Origin of the sequence: Labilibaculum manganireducens (assembly GCF_002843385.1) — a bacterium.
Taxonomy (GTDB): Bacteria; Bacteroidota; Bacteroidia; order Bacteroidales; family Marinifilaceae; genus Labilibaculum; species Labilibaculum manganireducens.
On record NZ_MVDE01000017.1, the window covers coordinates 76,323 to 95,540 of the forward strand.

The 19,218-nt window shown below is 35.6% G+C and carries 18 protein-coding genes; 6 read left to right on the plus strand and 12 right to left on the minus strand.

Annotated elements, in window-relative coordinates; translation table 11 throughout:
* Positions 1-26: 26 nt before the first annotated feature.
* Positions 27-215 (plus strand): hypothetical protein, encoded by a 189-nt coding sequence (locus BZG01_RS12260; RefSeq protein WP_101310128.1) that lies wholly within the window; start codon positions 27-29, stop codon positions 213-215.
* Positions 208-1,287 (plus strand): adenylate/guanylate cyclase domain-containing protein, encoded by a 1,080-nt coding sequence (locus tag BZG01_RS12265; protein ID WP_101310129.1) that lies wholly within the window; start codon positions 208-210, stop codon positions 1,285-1,287. The genes BZG01_RS12260 and BZG01_RS12265 overlap by 8 nt, the downstream gene beginning before the upstream one ends.
* On the opposite strand, the gene BZG01_RS12270 is transcribed toward BZG01_RS12265, so the two are convergent.
* The 8 genes from BZG01_RS12270 to BZG01_RS12305 form a co-directional block, all read right to left on the minus strand.
* Positions 1,264-4,107, minus strand: coding sequence for an ATP-binding protein (locus tag BZG01_RS12270; RefSeq protein ID WP_101310130.1), 2,844 nt, complete (start codon positions 4,105-4,107; stop codon positions 1,264-1,266). The two genes, BZG01_RS12265 and BZG01_RS12270, sit on opposite strands and share 24 nt — an antisense overlap.
* Positions 4,108-4,307: 200 nt before the next feature.
* Positions 4,308-4,880 carry an electron transport complex subunit RsxA gene (gene rsxA / locus BZG01_RS12275; RefSeq protein ID WP_101310131.1) on the minus strand — a complete coding sequence of 191 codons (573 nt, stop codon included), beginning with the start codon at positions 4,878-4,880 and terminating at the stop codon, positions 4,308-4,310.
* Positions 4,881-4,892: 12 nt separating this feature from the next.
* The gene (locus tag BZG01_RS12280; protein WP_101310132.1) at positions 4,893-5,477 is read right to left on the minus strand and encodes an RnfABCDGE type electron transport complex subunit E; all 585 of its coding nucleotides are present in this window, start codon (positions 5,475-5,477) and stop codon (positions 4,893-4,895) included.
* On the minus strand, positions 5,470-6,090 hold the full coding sequence (locus tag BZG01_RS12285) for an RnfABCDGE type electron transport complex subunit G (protein ID WP_101310133.1): 621 nt from the start codon (positions 6,088-6,090) through the stop codon (positions 5,470-5,472). Before BZG01_RS12285 ends, BZG01_RS12280 begins: the two co-directional genes overlap by 8 nt.
* A 2-nt stretch (positions 6,091-6,092) precedes the next feature.
* Complete coding sequence (locus BZG01_RS12290; RefSeq protein WP_101310134.1) at positions 6,093-7,088, minus strand: RnfABCDGE type electron transport complex subunit D; 996 nt, start codon at positions 7,086-7,088, stop codon at positions 6,093-6,095.
* A gap of 77 nt (positions 7,089-7,165) precedes the next feature.
* On the minus strand, positions 7,166-8,494 hold the full coding sequence (gene rsxC / locus BZG01_RS12295; RefSeq protein WP_101310135.1) for an electron transport complex subunit RsxC: 1,329 nt from the start codon (positions 8,492-8,494) through the stop codon (positions 7,166-7,168).
* A 15-nt stretch (positions 8,495-8,509) separates the two neighbouring features.
* The gene (locus BZG01_RS12300; protein ID WP_101310136.1) at positions 8,510-9,460 is read right to left on the minus strand and encodes a Fe-S cluster domain-containing protein; all 951 of its coding nucleotides are present in this window, start codon (positions 9,458-9,460) and stop codon (positions 8,510-8,512) included.
* Positions 9,461-9,463: 3 nt separating this feature from the next.
* A complete protein-coding gene (locus tag BZG01_RS12305; protein ID WP_101310137.1) occupies positions 9,464-9,958 on the minus strand; it encodes a SoxR reducing system RseC family protein in 495 nt (164 codons plus the stop codon).
* Between the two features lie 607 nt (positions 9,959-10,565).
* Here BZG01_RS12305 and BZG01_RS12310 point away from each other — a divergent pair.
* Positions 10,566-10,991 carry an HIT family protein gene (locus tag BZG01_RS12310; RefSeq protein ID WP_101310138.1) on the plus strand — a complete coding sequence of 142 codons (426 nt, stop codon included), beginning with the start codon at positions 10,566-10,568 and terminating at the stop codon, positions 10,989-10,991.
* Between the two features lie 148 nt (positions 10,992-11,139).
* On the opposite strand, the gene recG is transcribed toward BZG01_RS12310, so the two are convergent.
* Complete coding sequence (recG, locus tag BZG01_RS12315; RefSeq protein ID WP_101310139.1) at positions 11,140-13,245, minus strand: ATP-dependent DNA helicase RecG; 2,106 nt, start codon at positions 13,243-13,245, stop codon at positions 11,140-11,142.
* Between the two features lie 252 nt (positions 13,246-13,497).
* Here recG and BZG01_RS12320 point away from each other — a divergent pair, with 252 nt between their 5' ends.
* The 3 genes from BZG01_RS12320 to BZG01_RS12330 all read left to right on the plus strand — a co-directional run bounded on the left by BZG01_RS12320 (position 13,498) and on the right by BZG01_RS12330 (position 15,206).
* A complete protein-coding gene (locus tag BZG01_RS12320) occupies positions 13,498-14,265 on the plus strand; it encodes a hypothetical protein (protein WP_101310140.1) in 768 nt (255 codons plus the stop codon).
* Positions 14,266-14,362: 97 nt separating this feature from the next.
* Positions 14,363-14,923 (plus strand): cob(I)yrinic acid a,c-diamide adenosyltransferase, encoded by a 561-nt coding sequence (locus tag BZG01_RS12325; RefSeq protein WP_101310141.1) that lies wholly within the window; start codon positions 14,363-14,365, stop codon positions 14,921-14,923.
* A gap of 61 nt (positions 14,924-14,984) precedes the next feature.
* Positions 14,985-15,206 carry a DUF2795 domain-containing protein gene (locus BZG01_RS12330; RefSeq protein WP_054714819.1) on the plus strand — a complete coding sequence of 74 codons (222 nt, stop codon included), beginning with the start codon at positions 14,985-14,987 and terminating at the stop codon, positions 15,204-15,206.
* A 19-nt stretch (positions 15,207-15,225) separates the two neighbouring features.
* Here the strand turns inward: BZG01_RS12330 and BZG01_RS12335 are convergent, their stop codons facing one another.
* The 3 genes from BZG01_RS12335 to BZG01_RS12345 form a co-directional block, all read right to left on the minus strand.
* Complete coding sequence (locus tag BZG01_RS12335; RefSeq protein ID WP_101310142.1) at positions 15,226-16,806, minus strand: OstA-like protein; 1,581 nt, start codon at positions 16,804-16,806, stop codon at positions 15,226-15,228.
* 6 nt (positions 16,807-16,812) lie between these two features.
* Complete coding sequence (locus BZG01_RS12340) at positions 16,813-17,778, minus strand: AAA family ATPase (RefSeq protein ID WP_101310143.1); 966 nt, start codon at positions 17,776-17,778, stop codon at positions 16,813-16,815.
* Between the two features lie 78 nt (positions 17,779-17,856).
* Positions 17,857-19,209 carry a peptidylprolyl isomerase gene (locus BZG01_RS12345; protein ID WP_101310144.1) on the minus strand — a complete coding sequence of 451 codons (1,353 nt, stop codon included), beginning with the start codon at positions 19,207-19,209 and terminating at the stop codon, positions 17,857-17,859.
* Between the last annotated feature and the right edge of the window lie 9 nt (positions 19,210-19,218).

Genomic DNA, 19,218 nt, shown 5'->3' on the forward strand with positions numbered 1-19,218 from the left:
CGGTCACTCCTTTTTTATATACAAGTATGATTAGCAGGTATCAGGACAGAGAGAAATTATATCAGTTTGGAATCACCCGATTGGGTAATACATCTCAGGAAAATATTAAAATATTAGAGAACCATTTGTTTCATCTTAAGATGAATGAGGATTATGTAATAAATTCTTATAAAGAAGTGGAGGAGTTGGTTCAATTTATTAATAGTAATGAATAAAATTTTATTTAGAATTAATAGTAAATCAGTTGGTATTTATTTTCTCACAATAATACCAATTTGGGTACTTGCATTTTTCTTTTTAATGATTTTTCAGGTGGATGAAACAAGTCATCTGTCTGTTTATAAGGTGCAAAATCTTATAAATTTATTGTGGTTTGGTATCATGGCTGGAATAATCTGGGGCACAATATTCAAACTTGCAAAATCTCTTCGCAATCAAATTCCTACTTATTTATTTACGATTATAGTAAGTTTATTGGTAAATGTAAGCAGTGCTTATTTGCTGGTTTATTGTATGTATCACATGGGAGATTTTTTTCCAATAGATAATTTTCCGGCGACCTTTCCTCAATTGTTGTCTTTGTATCAATCCAAGTTGTTTTACGCCATATTGGCTTATTTTTTCATTGTTGGAGGCTTAATCGAAATTTTCCACGAAATAGATCGAAAATTGGGTAAAGGTATACTTGTTAAATTTTTGCTTGGAAGATATTACAAACCAAAAGAAGAGCAACGGATTTTTCTGTTTATGGATTTGAAATCGTCCACCTATTATGCAGAAAAGTTAGGGCATTTTAAATACAGCAGATTAATTCAGGACTGTTTTAAGGATATTTCTGATGCAGTAAGGATAAATTATGCTCAGATCTACCAGTATGTTGGTGATGAGGTTGTATTGACCTGGAAAATAAACGATGGAATAGAAAATTTGAGATGTCTGCAGGTGTTTTATGACTTTTTGGATATTCTTGAGAAGAAAAAGGAGTATTATCAAAAGACTTATGGAATGATACCCATTTTTAAGGCTGGGGTGCATTCAGGTAAAGTAATGGTTGCAGAAGTTGGAGAGTTGAAATCTGAAATTGCTTATCATGGCGATGCAATAAACACGGCTTCAAGAATTCAGGGACTATGTAATTCTTATGAATCGAGACTGCTGATTTCCGGAGATTTGTTGGCAGAGTTGAAAAAGAAGAAAAAGAAGGTAGATATGTATACTTCTTTAGGAGAAGTTTTGCTGACAGGTAAAAAAATACCAACAGAATTATATTCCTGTTTGGTTAAGTAACCGATTTCCTTTTTTAAGGTGTTTATTAATAGTAGCAAGTAACTTCTTTTCGTCAAAAGGTTTTGCTATAAAATCATCACATCCGGCTTCAATACTTTTGCTTCGATCTTCTCTAAAGGCATTTGCTGTCTGAGCAATAATAGGTAGATTGTCTCTCATTTTTTTGATAGACTGAGTTGCTTCCAAACCGTTAATGTCGGGCAATCTTAAATCCATTAGCACCAAATTAATAGTTGGGTTTTTAAGACTTAACTCAATGGCTTTATTCCCTGATATTGTGTGTAATATTTTAACTTTTGTTGGTTTTAAAGCGGCTTCAATGTATTTAAAATTGGTTTCATCATCTTCTACAACTAGAATTAGTTTATCATCCCATTTATAGTTTTTTTTATTCGTGCTTTTTATAATTTTCGCCTCCGAACCTACAGGTTTATAAGGAATGGTAAAGTAGAAGGTTGTTCCTTTATCTTCTTGAGTTTCCATTCTTATTTGTCCGCCCATTAATTCAACAAAACCTTTCGAAATCGCCAAGCCAAGCCCTGTACCTCCGTATTTACGGGTAAAAGTTTCTTCCACCTGTCGAAAACGTTCAAATATAATTTCTTGTTTTTCCTTTTGAATTCCAATTCCGGAATCCTGAACATAGAATTCCAGAAAATTATTATCTATTAGATGGTATCCATATTCAATATAACCTGAAGAAGTGAATTTAAAAGCATTGTTAAGTAAGTTGGAAAGTATTTGACGCAGCTTTCTTTCTTCTGTTATCACCAATGTTTCTTCATCCGAAAGTGTCTTGTTAACTCTAAAATCAATTCCATCGTCCGCACTATTTTCTCTAGAGAATTGGGCAAACAATTCATCTAAGATAATATTAAGGAAGCATTTCGTTTCTTTAATAAAAGTTTGCCCGGAATCTAGTTTTGAGATATCAAGAATGTCATTAATTATTTTCAGCAACTGATTCGAACTTTTATAAATAATGTTGATGTAAGTATTGCTCTGAGCTTCTGTTTTGTCTGGTCTGCGAAGCATATCCGCAAAACCAATAATGCCATTCATTGGTGTTCTTATTTCATGAGACATATTGGCCAAAAAGGCAGATTTTAAGTGATCACTCTCTTCCGCTTTCTCCTTGGCTTTCACCAATTCTTTTTGTGTAGATATAATTTTCGAAATGTCATTAATGATAATCATTGATGAGTTGTCAAAAGGAACCATAAAGAATTCACAATGACGAACTTCACCATTTTTAATTGTCATATGAAATTCCTGTTTCCCTATGTCGGTATGCTCTTTTTTTGCTTTAGCGATAGCCTCTTTCCAAATGTTTTTAACTTCTTCCCGGTATTTTCGATCAGGGAAACACGATTTATACCAGTCATCCGAAGTTTTTATGTCATTTAAAGTGTATTCAAACAGCTCTATAAACTTATCGTTAAAGTATTCAATGTTTTGTCTTTCATCAGTAATAACAATAGGAAGGGGAGATTGATGAATCATTTTTTTCAACCTTTTCTCGCTCTGTACAATTGCCTGCTGAGCATGTTTACGTTCTGTAATATCTCTTGATGTTGATAAGATTACATGTTTTCCCTGCAGAGTTACAAGCTGACTAACGGTTTCCATTGGAGTTTTTTTTCCATACTTGGAAACGAAGGTTTGTTCATGAGTGAATTGTTTCTCTCTTGTTAACCTTTTTATGGAGTTAATGATATAATCATCTGGAAGATCTTCAATGTAATCGGCTGGAGATAAAGTAAAAAGTTCATTTCTTGAATAACCCAGCACTACACAGGATGTATCATTTGCTTCTATTAATTTAGAACTGCCGTCACCAATATATTCATTTACCAGAATAATATCGGTACTCCCGTTTATTAGGTTGCGGTATTTTTCTTCACTTTCGGCTAAAGCCATTGTTCGTTCAGTAACTCTTTCTTCCAATTTATCATTAAAGAGTCTTAATTTTTCCGAGTATTCGTGAATTTCCTGATACTGAACACGAATAGTATCTTCGCCACGCTCCCGTTCTTTTATTTCATTCTGAAGCTTAGTATAGGTTTGAGTTAATTCGGTCATGGAGTGATCCAGAAGCTGTTCTTCACTAATATGACGGACAGAGCCTTTTCCTTGACCTTGATAGATTGCCTGCGCTTTGTAAATAAATTTTTTAATGGGTCTGGAAATACTCTCGGAAATAATATAGGTAATAAATAAACTTGCGAGAACAATTAATATGGCAACACCAATAAATATATATAATTTTTTTGTGTGTGCTAAAGTTGCTTCCTTATAGATACGATTTGCCTGTTCTTCGGCGAAATCAGTCATTACTTTCGTTTTTTCTTTTAATTTATTGAGGTGCTCAGCCGCAATTCCATCAACCATTTTTTTTGCACTCACCTCTTTGCCGCTAACTTTTAAATCGATGATCTGATTTCGAAGTTCTTCCCATTCTATAAAGGTATGATAGGCAATTCCAACATCTCTCTTATCGCCTAAAAAGCGATTGAAAACAGTATCGAATTGAGTCATTACTTTTAGGTGATATAAATTGATTGTATCAATAGCCTGATCGAATTCTTGTTGTGTTTTGGCAAGAAGAATATCCTTCATGGCGCTTTCCATGGTTTGGATATGAGTGTTGATATCCCTAACAGCGTTACTGACCGTATATGTGTGAGTATAAATGAATTCGGACTCGTTGCGAAGATCTTTTACCTGGAAAATAGAGAGGATAACAAATGATACCGTAAACAGTAATATTAAACCGAATCCGGCGATTACTCTGGTGCGGAATTTCATTTTATTTAACATGAAATCTCAACGGGTTTAAGTGTGTAACATAGTGGGAGTTGATTCCAATTAATCGCATTTGACACCAAGTTAATTATTATTACGGATTTACACAATAAATTTGATTAAAGGTAGATATTGACCCATGTAGAGGCGATAATATGCAATAAAAAAGGCAGCTCATTTGAGCTGCCTGTAAAGTATAATGATGTGTTTTTTAATTACACAATACCGGAAAATCCCATAAAAGCCATCGCCAGTAATCCAGCTACAATTAGTGCCGCCGGAGTGCCTTTTATTCCTTTTGGTAAATCAACAAGGTCGAGATGTTCTCGAAGACCTGCGAAGATTACTAAAGCAAGACCGAAACCAATGGCTGTAGATCCTGAGAAAACAACTGCTTCTAACAGATCATAGTCTTTCTGAATTGTTAAAATAGCAACACCCAAAATTGCACAATTGGTTGTAATTAAAGGAAGGAATACTCCCAATGCCTGATACAATGCAGGACTAACCTTTTTGAGAATGATCTCAACCAATTGTACCAAAGCAGCAATGATCAGGATAAAGGTGATGGTTTGCATAAAGCCAATACCAAAAGGATCCAACACCAATTTTTGAAGCAGATAAGTTACAATAGTAGCCAGAATCATTACAAAAGTAACAGCACTTGACATACCTACTGCTGTAGATACTTTCTTCGATACTCCAAGGAAAGGACAAATTCCAAGGAATTGAGCCAAAACAACGTTGTTTACGAATATGGCAGATATAATGATTATAATATAATTCATGATGATTTCTCTTTAGGCTTTTTTAATGCGGTTAATAATAGCAATAAGGTATCCTAATGCGATAAAAGCACCAGGAGCTAATACAAAAATCAGCATACCATAATTATCACTAAATATAGAAATACCAAAAACTTTTCCACTTCCCAATAGTTCACGAACAGATCCCAAAAGTGTTAAGGCCATTGAAAAGCCTAAGCCCATTCCTGCTCCGTCCAATATTGAAGGTAAAATTTTGTTTTTGGAAGCAAATGCTTCTGCACGCCCTAATACAATACAGTTTACAACGATAAGGGGAATAAATACGCCCAATTGTGCATGTAAGGCAGGAGTGTATGCTTCCATTAAAAAACTAATGATCGTAACAAAAGCTGCTATGATTACGATGAAGGAAGGTATTTTTACTTTTTCAGGAATCTGAGAACTCACCATTGAAATAACCATGTTTGACATGATTAAAACGAAAGATGTAGCCAGACCCATTCCCAGACCATTAATTGCCGAGGAAGTAACACCCAGAGTAGGGCACATTCCAAGCAGTAATACAAAAATGGGATTCTCTTTAATAAGTCCTTTGGTGAAATTTTGAATGTTACTCATTGCTTATCTCCTCCTTATTATTGTTTTTTTTCATGTACTCGTCATAACCAGTTTTTATGGCATCCAGAAATGCTCTTGAGCTAATGGTTGCTGCAGTAATTGCATCAATATCTCCACCATCTTTGCTTACCGTGAAATTTATAGAGCCAGGGTTTTTGTTGATAACACTGGATTTTTCACGTGATGGTTCTGTTGGTTTAAACCAACTTACCATTTTTGTTCCTAAACCTGGTGTTTCAGTATGTTCCAAAATAGAATAATTGTGAATAGTTCCATCAGGTTCAAAACCAACCATAATCCAAACATTACCTCCAAATCCTTTAGTGGTTAGAGTTTTAACTGCCGTACCAACTAATATTCCATCTTTTTTAGCTGGATAAAATTCCAGAGTATCCTTTTCGTTCAATCCAACTTTGTACATCTCATCGCTGGGATTGTTATTAAATTCAGGAACAACTTCTTTAATGGCATTGAGTTTTTTTGCCAATTTTGCTTTAGCAATAGGTTCTTTGGTGATTTCGTATACCGCACCTAAAGCAGCAGAGGCTATCAGTGTTATTACAAACAACACCAAAACCATATTTGTAAATGTAGATTCTTTTTTCCCAGCCATGATTATTTCCTTTTTTCGCCGAAACGCTTTGGTTTAACATACACATTAATCAGTGGCACAAATGCATTCATAATAAGAATCGCAAAAGATACACCTTCCGGATAAGCTCCGAATACGCGAATTATAACAGTAAGTAAACCAATACCAATACCATAAATAATCATTCCTTTATTCGACATTGGAGAGGTAACATAGTCGGTTGCCATAAAAATAGCACCAAGTAGTAATCCTCCTGTTAAGATATGGAATAAAGGACCCGCATAGGCTTCAGGATTAGACATGTGAAGAATACCCGAGAATACAGCTACAGTTCCAAGTACAGCAACAGGAATATGCCAGGTAATGATCTTTTTAAATAACATGTAAGCCAAACCAAGAAGTAAAGCAATACCCGCTACTTCTCCCATAGATCCACCCATATTACCCATAAGCAAATCCATATTGCCTGGTACATCATGCATTAATTGTGATAATGGTTCACCTTTCTTTAATCCCTCTTTTATAAGTGCTAATGGAGTTGCTCCTGTTTGCGCATCGAAATAAGCAGTGTCAAAACCTAAAGGTTTTGGCCAGCTTGTCATTTGTACCGGAAACGAGATTAAAAGAAATACACGACCAACTAAAGCCGGGTTGAAAACATTGTTTCCCAATCCGCCAAAGGTCATTTTGCCAATACCAATTGCAACCAAGGCTCCAATCAGAATAATCCAGATTGGAAGGTTGGCCGGAACGTTAAAGGCCAAAAGAATACCTGTAATTAATGCAGAACCATCAGTTATGGTGGGAACTTTTTTAAGCAGGTATTTCGAAATTAGAAATTCGAAAAGATAACAGGATGCTACGGCGGTTAGGGTTACGATGATTGCACCCATGCCAAAGTAAACGAATGAAAAAACAAGCGCCGGAAGCATCGCAAATACCACTCCATACATGTTCTTTTGTATGGAATCTCCACTATGAACGTGTGGAGATGGGGCGACTAGTACTTTGGTGTTCATATGTTAAATTTATTAATTAATTTACTGGTTTATTGAAATTTGAAGCACTTGTAGGTTGTTGTGTACACTATAAGTACTTACTTTCGAGATCTCATAATCTGACCAACTTTTCCTTTTCCCAAGCGGATGTAATCCAATAAAGGACGGTTTGCCGGGCATGTAAAACTACAAGATCCACACTCAATACAATCCATAACGGCATCACTTTCCAAACGTTCGTATGCTTTTTTGTCAGCCAAAACCATTAGTAAGAATGGTTCAAGTCCCATTGGGCAAACAGAAACACATTTACCGCAACGAATACATGGTTTAGATTCTTTACGAACAGCTTCTTCGCGGGGCAACAGCAATAATCCAGAGCTGCCTTTGGTTAAAGGTACATCAACAGTAGTTAAAGCTTTTCCCATCATTGGGCCACCGCCTACAATCTTACCCGTATCTTCAGGTAAACCACCTGCGGCATCAATCAAATCTTTTACCGGAGTTCCAATTCTGAATTTCCAGTTCGAAGGATTTTTTAATGATTTACCTGTGATGGTTGCAACACGCTCGAAAAGAGGTTTGTTTTTTTGAACCGCCTCATAAACAGCTAGTGCAGTTCCAACATTTTGTACAACAGCACCAACTTCAATAGGTAGTGCCCCCGACGGAATTTCACGTTTAATAGTTGCTGAAATCAATTGTTTTTCACCACCCTGAGGGTATTGAGTTTTCAGTGGGCAAATTTCAATGCCTTTATAGTTTCCTGCAAGCTTGGTTAAATGAGCTATAGCATCAGGTTTATTGTTTTCAATTCCAACAATGGCTCTGTCAACACCTAAAGCTTTCATTAAAATTTGAGTTCCAACCAATACTTCATCGCCTTTTTCGAGCATAACTCTGTGGTCAGAAGTCAGGTAAGGTTCGCATTCTACTGCATTGATGATTAGAACTTCGGCAGTTTTTCCCGGAGGAACCGACAATTTCACATGAGCAGGAAAGGTTGCTCCACCCAAACCAACAATTCCGGCTTCGGCTATCTTTTTTATAATTTCTTCTTTGCCTGCGCTGATTTCTTTTACCAAATCTTCGCTTCGATCAATTGTTTCCATCCATTCGTCACCATCAACTTTAATGATAATAGATGTTCTGCGGAAACCACTTGCATCCATAATATCATCCACTTTAAAAACGGTTCCTGAAACCGAAGAGTGAATGTTTGCGGATACAAATCCTGATGATTTTGCAATCAATTGTCCTACTTTAACTTCGTCGTTTTTTTTAACGACCGGAGTAGCAGGAGCGCCAATATGTTGAGAAATTGGAATACTTACTGTTTCGGGTATTGGCAATACCTGGATTGCGCTGCTTGCCGATAATTTGTTTTCGGCAGGATGAATACCTCCTAATGAGAATGTTTTTAACACTGATGATCCTCCTATTTATTTGTTCTCAGTTGTGTCGTCATTTGCTGTTGGCTCTATCTTTGGAGCCTCTTCCGCTTTAACCTCAGCTTTTGGTGCTGCAACAGGTTTTACGCTTGCTGCAGTAGGTTTTTCAGTTGGCTTTTCTTTACGAGGCGGAAAATTCAACTCGTGAATTGCATTTGTAGGGCAAACAATTACACACTTTCTGCAAAGTTTACATTTATTGTAATCGATGTATGCAAGGTTGTTTTCTAAAGTGATTGCATCGAAAGGACACTCCTTAACACATTTACCACAACCAATACAGGCAACGTCACAAGCTTTTTTAGCAATCGCACCTTTGTCTTTATTTACACAAGACACAAAAACTCTTCGACTTTTTGGTCCTTTTTTACGAAGCTCGATAATGTGGTTAGGACAAGCTTTTACGCAGGCACCACAAGAAACACATTTGTCTTCAATAATTACAGGAAGACCGGTTTCCTTGTCCATATACATTGCATCAAAATTACATGCATCAACACACTCGCCTAATCCTAAGCAACCAAACTGACAGCCGGTTTCACCGCTGTAAAGAGAGGCTGCAATTGTACAAGATGGTGCGCCATCGTACTGATTGGTTTTAGGTCGGTTTTCGCAGGTTCCGTTGCATCGGAGCACAGCTACGGTTGGTTCGGCAGCTTTAACTTCGTGTCCAAGAATGGCACCTACATGCGACATTACAGGAGCTCCACCCACAGGGCAAAGAAAGTTGTCGATGTTGTCGGCCTTCACCAATGCTTCGGCAAAACCTCTGCATCCGGGATAACCACAACCACCACAATTTGCGGCTGGTAATGCTTCTTCTACCTCGTCGATGCGAGGATCTTCATACACTTTGAATTTTTGCGCTACAAAAAACAGTATAATTGCTGCCGTTACTCCAATAGCACACAAAGCCAGAATAGTGATAACTATAATGCTCATAGTTTAAATGTTTACGATTTTCTCGATTGTAAATGAAAAAGTTTTCTTAAAATGACCTTTATAAAAGGACAGTACTATATAATAGGGAAGTAATATGGCTAATGCCGAAATCCCGCTTATTAATTCATTATTAGTAATTGCTGTGGCAATGATTAGTGTAAGTATCACCAATACAAACGGCAACACATAGGCAAGAAACATTGCCAACCATCCTAAAGATTCCCGATAGCTTAGGATAACCTTTTCTCCAACTTTAAATTTGTTACTGTAATCAATAACATCAATTGATTTGTCTTTCATGTCAGACATGGTACAAGCACTTTTTGCATGACAACCTGCACAAGCAGAAATATTAACAATGCCCACCGTAATCTTACCATCCTCTATTTCAAGGATAGTCCCTTCGTGATCAATTTTTTTGTGATCCTGCATGTACTTTTCCCTATTAATTGTTGTTTCTAAGTAAAACTCCTGCGAAAGCAAATGAGTTTCATTCATGTAACATTCATCTAGTCAATTTGGTAGTGAATGGGTGCTGTTTAACACAACGCAACAAAAATAACACTTTCGGTTACATTCGATTCTGGCAAAAGTCAATTTATAGTGTGTTTAAATAGAGGCAGTTCCCTGCTTTTGTAAAGTAGAGATTGCAATTTTTTTTGTATCTCTATTGAATACAGTTAGTTTGGGCTATTCCTGAAAAAAATCAGTAATTTAAGTCTGTTTTGCAATCGAGTTAATTTAGATTCATTATGAATAAAATAAAGATTGCAGGATTCTATTCAAAGAATTAATTGATGCTAATTTGACTAAATTTAAATTTATGCGGTAATTCTTTGATAGTATGTGTGATTAGTGTTTTTTTATAGTTCTCCTGTTAAATAACTAAAAATACATTCTTTAAAATTGTCTTATTTGTGATAATAGAATTGAGAATTTTAAAGAATGTATTTTTAGTTATTTAAGAGGAATAATTAAAAAAACTTTCAAAACAATAGTACTTCAATACCAGTCAATCTTGTACTTTATTATATATTTGTTGCCCTGCAAGCAGCATAAATATCAAATACATAAAAATCAATTATTTACATAAAATAAGCTTACTATGTCAACTCCTTTTTCTGAATGTTTGTATTGCCAAGACAATGAATTGCTGCACAGTTTAATGATTAAGATCTGTGATTTGGAAGTATCGAAATTATTCCTGTTTAAAGAACAATCGTATTTGGGGCGCTGTAATGTTGTGTACAAGGATCATGGTGTAGAATTTCATGAGTTGAGTGACGAACAACGCAATGCATTTATGAATGATGTGGCTAAAGTTGCAAAGGCAATAGATACTGCGTTTCAACCTGCAAAAATTAATTATGGTGCTTATGCCGATACTTTATCACATTTGCACATGCATATTGTTCCAAAACACAAAGATGGATACGGATTTGGTGGTGTTTTTGAAATGAATCCACAAAAAACAACTCTTTCCGAAGCGGAATATATTGAGCTAATAGAAAAAATTAAAATGGGATTATAGTTTAGTTTTAGATTGAAGATCATTTTTTTTGAAATTAAACTACAAATTACTTGCATCAAGTAATAAAACATGCAATATTCTCACAATAAAAAAACAGCGAAATTCCCAAAAGGGTTTCGCTGTTTTGATATCTCGATATGTTTGTTTTTTAGCTAATTACACTCCAGTTTATTTTGGTTTTACTCAATCGTTTAACCTGTTTTGCAAGAGTGAAATTTTCTTCTTTGTCCAGTAGGGGATCATTGTCCAGTATTTCCTGAGCAACATCTCTTGCGTATTGAAGCAACTGTCCATCTTTACCAAGATTGGCAATCTTTAGGTTGTAAGAAATTCCGCTTTGCTGAGTTCCTTCAATATCTCCCGGACCACGAAGTTTTAAATCTACTTCGGCAATTTCAAAACCATCGTTGGTTCGAACCATTGTTTCAATCCGCTTTCGCGATTCGTTAGAGATTTTGTAGGAAGACATCAGTATGCAGTACGATTGTTCGGCTCCACGGCCAACCCGACCACGTAACTGATGAAGTTGGGACAAGCCAAACCGTTCGGTACTTTCAATAATCATTACTGATGCATTTGGAATGTTTACACCAACTTCGATTACCGTTGTTGCTACCATTATTTGAGTTTCTCCTTTTGCAAACCGCTGCATTTCAGCTTCTTTTTCAGCTGGTTTCATTTTCCCATGAACCATACTTATTCCATATTTTTCGGGAGGGAAATATTGAGAAACACTTTCATATCCTTCTTCCAGATTTTTGAAATCCATTTTTTCAGATTCTTTAATCATTGGATAGACCAAATAAATTTGTCTTCCCAAATCAATCTGTTTCTTCATGAAATCGTAAACCTGTTTTCTTCTTTTCTCGAAGTAGTGAACCGTTTGTATTGGTTTTCTTCCCGGCGGTAACTCATCAATAACCGAAACTTCCAAATCACCATATAAAGTCATGGCAAGAGTTCTGGGAATAGGTGTAGCAGTCATCACCAAAATATGAGGAGGAATATTATTTTTTTTCCACAATCGGGCCCGTTGCGCAACACCAAACCGATGCTGTTCATCAATAATTACCAAGCCCAGATTATTGAATTGAACAATGTCTTCAAGAAGAGCGTGAGTGCCAATCAAAATTTGCAGCTCACCACTTAGTAATTGTTCATGAATAATTTTGCGGTCTTTCTGTTTTGTTGATCCGGTAAGCAAAGCCACTTTAATATCAAGTCCCTCAAGAAATTCACTGATTGATTCCATGTGTTGAGTGGCTAAAATTTCCGTTGGAGCCATCAAACAAGACTGACAACCATTGTCAAGTCCCATAAGCATGCACATTAGTCCAACCATTGTTTTACCACTGCCCACATCACCCTGCAAAAGACGGTTCATTTGTTTTCCCGAACCAACGTCTTTTCTAATTTCTTTGATAACTCTTTTTTGAGCATCGGTAAGTTCGAAAGGAAGATTATTTTGAAAGAATTGGTTAAAGTTTTCCCCTATTTTAGTGAACTGATGACCACGATAAAGCACCCTGCGCTTCATCTTCATTTTAAGAATGTTTAGCTGAATGTAAAACAGTTCTTCAAATTTTAATCGGTAGGTGGCTTTTTTTAGTATTTCTGCATTACTTGGGAAATGAATCTGCGTAAGCGCTTCGTGAAGATTAATTAATCCTAATTTACTCGTCAAACTTGCCGGAAGTGTTTCCGGAATTTTCCCATTTAATGATTGTAATGCATTTTCCTGAAGTTTGTGAATTGCTTTAGAGTTGATAAAACTGCTTTTCATCTTTTCGGTAGTCAGATAAAAAGCCTGCAGGGAGGCATTCAATTTCCCATTTTTGGCCTCACTCTCTTCCAGTTCAGGATGAACTACATTTATTTTCCGGTTAAATTCGGAAGGCTTACCAAAAACGATATATTCAGTCTTGGGTTTAAGGCTTGCTTTAATGTATTTAATTCCCTTAAACCAAACTAATTCCATTACACCTTTTCCATCAGTAAAATATGCTACCAGTCTTTGTTGTCTTTTTTCTCCAATTACTTCAATGCTGGTTATCTCACCTTTTACCTGTATGTATGGTAATTTAGAATGAATTTCACTGATTTCGTAGAACTTGGTTCTGTCGATATATTTGTAGGGAAAATGATACAGTAAATCTTCGTAACTGTAAATTGATAATTCCTGATTAAGGATGGAAGCCCTTTTGGGGCCAACGCCTGCTAAAAATTTTATGTCGAGTCCAGCTAATTCTGACATTCTTACGGTTCTAATTCTATTTTATATGGAGGGATAAAATTTCACCCTGTTTGTGAAAATGCTTTAAAAATCTAAAAGTACAAACAAAAGTAAATTGAAAAACTTTTATTTTAAAGAAATGATTGCTTAATCTTATGCCATATTATCATTAATAATATCAGGATAATACCTGCAACAGATGATATCTTGGCTTAAGAATTTGAAGAAATTCAAATTTACGATTAAATTCGCCAATTCTAGTTTATTGTAATTATGGGTCGAATCCGCTACAAATTAAAGAAACGTTTATATCGCTTAAAGGCCTTTCGCCGAAAAGGATTTGGGGTTCATTCACCCTTTACTTTTCACCTGATTGTTAATGTTATTGAGGCAAAATTGTCTTACTATGCATTCGGTCAGTTATTTCCTTATCGGAAAATTATTGTGAATGCGCTAAAATCAAAATTGGAAGATGGTGAGATTGGTAAGGATTTGGCAAAGAAGTACAAAGAGGAAATTCAAATTATTAAATCGACTGAAGCATTGGATCGATTGCTGTTTCGCCTGATGAACTTTTGGCATGCTGAAAAATCAGGCTATTTTGGAGGAGGAATAGGATTTACCATTGCTTATATGGCAAAGCTTGATTCTCGAAATAGTGTTGCATGTCTGGATCGGGGAGGTGTTTTCCCAGAATATTCGGATGATATTTTTCGGAACTATATGGGAATTCAGAATTATAAGAGTTTTAACTATAATGAGATTCTGAAGCAAAATCCAAAATATGATTTTCTTGTTTTTTCTGAAAATACCAGTAAAGAAATTCTGTCTGATTTTATTCTGAATTATGAACTTTTGCTTGCAGATAATTGCATGATTGTTATTCAAAATCCACATAAAAATGATACGATTAGCCTCTTTTGGAAACAGATGAAGAAATTGGAGAAAATTTCCGTGAGTCTGGATTTATTTCATTTGGGAATTCTGATTTCGAAAGACGGAATGCAGAAACAAGATTATGTAAGAAAGTATAGGTTTTAGCTATTGCATAGATTCTATGAAATTTTATCTTTGTAGTAGTTCTGCTGAAGGGTATAAAAAGATCCTAAATGTTGGAGCTAATTAAAACACACACACAATGACTAAATTTAAAGTATATACAAAAACAGGAGATTCCGGTACAACAGGTTTGATTGGAGGAACACGAGTTCCGAAGCATCACTTGCGATTGGAAGCCTATGGTACCGTCGATGAATTAAACTCTTATATTGGTTTGATTCGATCGCATGATATTGAATCTAAATCAAAAGAGATTTTATTAGAGATTCAGAATAAATTGTTTATGATTGGTTCAAGGCTGGCAACCGATGAAGAAAAATCTGATTTAAAGGAGAAGTTACCTATTGTGGAAGCAGACATTCTTTTATTGGAAAAAGAGATGGATCGGATGGATGAAGAATTGGCTGAACTTAATAATTTTGTATTGCCGGGAGGTAGTTTGGCCAACGGGTTTTGTCATGTTGCAAGAACGGTATGCCGAAGGGCAGAACGCCGGGCAAATCAACTATCAAAAGATGTAAATATAAATCCACTATTGTTGAAGTATTTAAATCGTCTTTCGGACTATTTATTTGTGCTTTCGCGTAAGGTTTTGCATGATGCAGGAGCTGATGAAATTAAATGGAAGCCTGACTTGTAAATTCAAAAAAAAAAATTATATTCGCAGAATAATAAAAGAACCTAATAAAAATATTAAATATATGTACTGGACACTTGAATTAGCCACTAAATTAGAAGATGCACCTTGGCCTGCTTCCAAAGATGAATTAATTGATTATGCGATCCGTTCCGGAGCGCCATTGGAAGTGATTGAAAACTTGCAGGAAATTGAGGAAGAAGGTGAAATTTTCGAAAGTATTGAAGATATTTGGCCTGATTATCCAAGCAAAGGAGATTTTCTATTCAACGAAGATGAATATTAAGATATAAAAAAAGGGACTTTTATAAAGTCCCTTTTTTTATTGGTTTTTTTACGGCTGAATTTAATTTCCGAATTGGCGTATACTCTTTCCAGATAAATATGTCTTCCTTTGATTTTGGTTGGTATTCTTCAAGCCACTGAAAGTCTTTAAGAAATTTCATTTCCTTTTCTACTTCGAAGAGGGGATACATATTGCCGTCAGGTTTTTTAAGAAAGATGATTCTATCAATTTTATTTTTTTCGATGAGAATACTGATATTGCTGCTCTTGGCAATATTCATTCCCATAATTACCTCCTTGTCAACAGGATAATATAAGGTTTCACCATTGCCTCTAATATCAAGTTTGTAAAGTTTATTGTCTTTAATGTGTCCGAGCATATTTCTACCTTTTATCTGATTGAAAAAAGTGGTGTCTTCTTTAGCTGTTAAAAAAGAAGATCCTCGAAAATGCAGATAACGAATTGCTTTATTTTGGGTTTCAATACCAATTGTATCAGCTACCATTTGGTTTTGTTGTGCCCAAAGAACGGGATCATTGAATAATCTGATGGTCGAATCCTGCATGGTATAAACCAACGAATCGCAAATTCCCTGCAAATCTGTACGGTAAAATTTCACATGATGAAAAGCCTTAATCCGTTCAAATTTGGCACTGTCTTTTTCAATTTTCAGAGTGTCCGAATGAAGAAACAGTGAATCACTGTCAGTAATCTGAATAAAGACTGCAGAATCGGTCATAAGAGCCTCCTCTGTATTCTTGAACGTTTCAAGATAATTGCCCTTCAATATTAAATTATTCACCGTGTCCCGCAACTCAACATTTTTAAAGATACGGGCCAGTTCGTTGTTTCGATCCAAATAAATACTGTCGCCTTTAATTTGATACGATTTACTGTCAAGAGTTGTGTTTTTAAAGAACTGAGAGATATTTGATTCTGTATTGTACCAACCATCTTCCGAATATAAGGTTTCTTTCTCACCAACAATTTTAGTTGGTCCTAAAATAAAAGCAATCTTGCTAACTGTATTGTATTTTAAAGTATCTGAATACAGCGTGTAATCAGTAGTTACAGCTTTAACATTATCTTTAAAAAACAGCAGCTCTTGTTTTGTATAATACCTTCCAATATCACTGGTAAGAGTATTTTCTGCGTCAACAATTTTGCCGCCGTTAAAATAGTATCCTACGCTTTCGTTCATGTCAAAATCAAGAAATTGTGTGGTAACGGTAACCGATTTGTTTTTTAGTTTCACGTTATCTCTCATTTCTGCAAATTTTGTATTGCCATAATATTTTAGGTAGTCTCCGTATATATGAACGGTGTCGGCATTAATAATATGAACATTGCCAAAAGCCTCTAAAGTGTTTTGCTTTTCGAATTGATAAGCACTGTCACAATACATTTTTATATCGCCATGTGTAATAAAAACATTGCCTAAAAATTTATTGAGTACAGGATCTGAGTTTCTCACAAACTGTACTTCGTCCGAATTTTTGATCAGTACTTTCGATTTCTTTTGAGCAGAAGACGAAATATTTGCCAGGCAGATAATGCCTGTAAGTAATATAAATGTGTATCGATTAGCTTTGCTAAGCATTCTTTTTTACTTTAATAGTTCTTGTATGATATTTTCAATACTGATTCCTTCAGCCTCAGCTTTGTAATTCTTCATGATTCTATGTCGAAGAATAGATACTGCAACCTCTTTCACGTCTTCAATATCCGGTGAATATTTTCCAGACAGCAAAGCGTTGGTTTTTGCGCCAACCACTAGATATTGTGATGCTCTGGGGCCTGCTCCCCAATTAATGTATTCGTTGGCCATTCTGTGGGAATGCTCTGTGTTTGGTCTTGTTTTAGCAGCTAAATTAACAGCATATTCCAATACGTTTCTATTAATCGGGACTTTCTGAATTAATTTCTGATAGTATAGTATTTGTTCTGCCGACATTATTTTATCAAGAGCAATTTCTTTGCCGGAAGTTGTGTTCTCAACAATTGCCAACTCGTCTTCAATTTTTGGATAGTCCAGATATATGCTAAACATGAACCGATCCAACTGTGCTTCAGGAAGGGGATAGGTTCCTTCCTGTTCTATTGGATTCTGCGTAGCGAGGACAAAAAATGGTTTTTTAATTGGATAAGTTTTACCGTTTACAGTAACCATTTGTTCCTGCATTGCTTCTAAAAGTGCCGACTGAGTCTTTGGAGGAGTCCGGTTTATTTCATCAGCAAGAAGAATGTTTGCAAACAACGGACCTTGAATAAAGTTGAATTTTCTTTCATTGTTCAATATTTCAGTTCCAATGATATCCGAAGGCATTAAGTCGGGAGTAAACTGAATTCGCTGGTATTTTAAATCAAGAACCTGAGCTATTGTATTTACTAGAAGTGTTTTAGCTAGGCCGGGAACACCAACAAGTAAGCAGTGCCCATTACTGAAAATGGAGATTAATACTTTTTTGATAATATCATCCTGTCCATATATTTTTTTCCTGATTTCAGCAGTTAATTTTTGGTAATCTGCTTGCAGGGCATTTGCAGCTTCAACTTCAGTTTTAAAATTCATAGGATTCCTTCTTGATTATTGCCGTTAATAAATCAGACACAGCTTAGGCTGTGTCTGAGAATTGTATCGGTATTTTATTTACTTTATCCAGCCTTTGAATCGGAATTTAGCATTTTTATAGGTGTCATCAACATGAACATAGGTCTTTTCTTGTTTTTCAGAAATCCATTTGTTCAGGATTTTTTGTTGCTTCTGGCCGGTCAGCATGTTTTCAAATATGCTCCAATCGTCAGATAGATTTGCTTTATGCGCTTTTGTTTCCGATTTTATTTTAATCACCTTATAAGCTTCCTTGCCGCCTGTAACATCCAGAAAAGCTGAAGATATTTCATTTATTTTAAGATCGTTTACAGTTTTAGATACAGCCGGAGGTAAATTGTCTCTTTCGAATTTAGAGGCTCCGGTATAAGGATTTACGAGTAATCCCCCGTTATTTCTGGTGTCTTTATCATCTGAAAAATAAAAGGCCGCCTCATCAAAATCCATTTTGTCCTCACGAATTAAATTGGCAATACTATCCAGCTTATTGATAGCTGCGGTTCTTTTTTCCTCTTCAATTTGAGGTTTTAGAAGAATATGACGAACATTAATACGTTCTCCTTTTCTGTCAATTAGTTGAATAATATGAAATCCATATTCAGTCTCAACAATTTTCGAAACTTTATCTGTTTTTAAGTTAAAAGCCACATTTGCAAATTCCGGAACTAATGAAGATCTGGGTGTATAACCAAGTTCTCCACCTTTTTGTGCACTTCCCGGATCTTCTGAATAAAGAACTGCAAGTGTTGCAAAGCTATCGCCGTTTAGCACTCTTTCCCTATATCCTCTTAACTTGGTTCTGATTCTGTCTTTTTCATTATCCGAAATCTGAGGGTATTTTACAAGTTGCTGAATTTGAAGTTCTCCTGGAATAGTGGGCAAACTATCCTGAGGAATAGAATTGTAAAATTCCCGAACTTCGGCAGGAGTAATATGTATGTCTTTTGTGATTTCAGCCTGCATTTTTTCTTTGATACGTTCGTCGCGGGTGTCATCACGAAGATCGTTTTTCATATCAACAATACTTTTGTTGAAATATTGTTCCAGTTTTTCTTTCGATCCAATGCGTTGAATATACATTTCCATCTTGCGCTCCAACTGATCTTCAACTTCCTGGTCTGTTACCTCGATACTATCAATTTGCGCCTGAGCAATCATCAGTTGTTGAATCAAAAGATCTTCAAATATTTCAGTCTTTAAATCAACACTCCCTGAAGTATATCCCTGAGCCTGCATGCTTAAAAATCTGTTTTCTACATCCGATTTTAGAACCACTTGATTCCCAACAACAGCAATTACCTTATCTACCACATTATCTTGAGCATTGGCAGAAAAAACGCCAATTAAAATCAAGGCTAAAAGAGTATTGAACTTCTTGAAAATGTTATGCATATTTTATGG

Bases quoted from the DNA above. Each gene is read 5' to 3' on its own strand.
- BZG01_RS12270 (WP_101310130.1), bottom strand. From the start codon at position 4,107: ATGTTAAATAAAATGAAATTCCGCACCAGAGTAATCGCCGGATTCGGT.
- BZG01_RS12335 (WP_101310142.1), bottom strand. From the start codon at position 16,806: ATGCTTAGCAAAGCTAATCGATACACATTTATATTACTTACAGGCATT.
- BZG01_RS12325 (WP_101310141.1), top strand. From the start codon at position 14,363: ATGACTAAATTTAAAGTATATACAAAAACAGGAGATTCCGGTACAACA.
- rsxA (WP_101310131.1), bottom strand. From the start codon at position 4,880: ATGAATTATATTATAATCATTATATCTGCCATATTCGTAAACAACGTT.
- BZG01_RS12290 (WP_101310134.1), bottom strand. From the start codon at position 7,088: ATGAACACCAAAGTACTAGTCGCCCCATCTCCACACGTTCATAGTGGA.
- BZG01_RS12310 (WP_101310138.1), top strand. From the start codon at position 10,566: ATGTCAACTCCTTTTTCTGAATGTTTGTATTGCCAAGACAATGAATTG.
- BZG01_RS12300 (WP_101310136.1), bottom strand. From the start codon at position 9,460: ATGAGCATTATAGTTATCACTATTCTGGCTTTGTGTGCTATTGGAGTA.
- recG (WP_101310139.1), bottom strand. From the start codon at position 13,245: ATGTCAGAATTAGCTGGACTCGACATAAAATTTTTAGCAGGCGTTGGC.
- BZG01_RS12320 (WP_101310140.1), top strand. From the start codon at position 13,498: ATGGGTCGAATCCGCTACAAATTAAAGAAACGTTTATATCGCTTAAAG.
- BZG01_RS12285 (WP_101310133.1), bottom strand. From the start codon at position 6,090: ATGGCTGGGAAAAAAGAATCTACATTTACAAATATGGTTTTGGTGTTG.
- BZG01_RS12260 (WP_101310128.1), top strand. From the start codon at position 27: ATGATTAGCAGGTATCAGGACAGAGAGAAATTATATCAGTTTGGAATC.
- BZG01_RS12305 (WP_101310137.1), bottom strand. From the start codon at position 9,958: ATGAATGAAACTCATTTGCTTTCGCAGGAGTTTTACTTAGAAACAACA.
- BZG01_RS12265 (WP_101310129.1), top strand. From the start codon at position 208: ATGAATAAAATTTTATTTAGAATTAATAGTAAATCAGTTGGTATTTAT.
- BZG01_RS12280 (WP_101310132.1), bottom strand. From the start codon at position 5,477: ATGAGTAACATTCAAAATTTCACCAAAGGACTTATTAAAGAGAATCCC.
- BZG01_RS12340 (WP_101310143.1), bottom strand. From the start codon at position 17,778: ATGAATTTTAAAACTGAAGTTGAAGCTGCAAATGCCCTGCAAGCAGAT.
- BZG01_RS12330 (WP_054714819.1), top strand. From the start codon at position 14,985: ATGTACTGGACACTTGAATTAGCCACTAAATTAGAAGATGCACCTTGG.
- BZG01_RS12345 (WP_101310144.1), bottom strand. From the start codon at position 19,209: ATGCATAACATTTTCAAGAAGTTCAATACTCTTTTAGCCTTGATTTTA.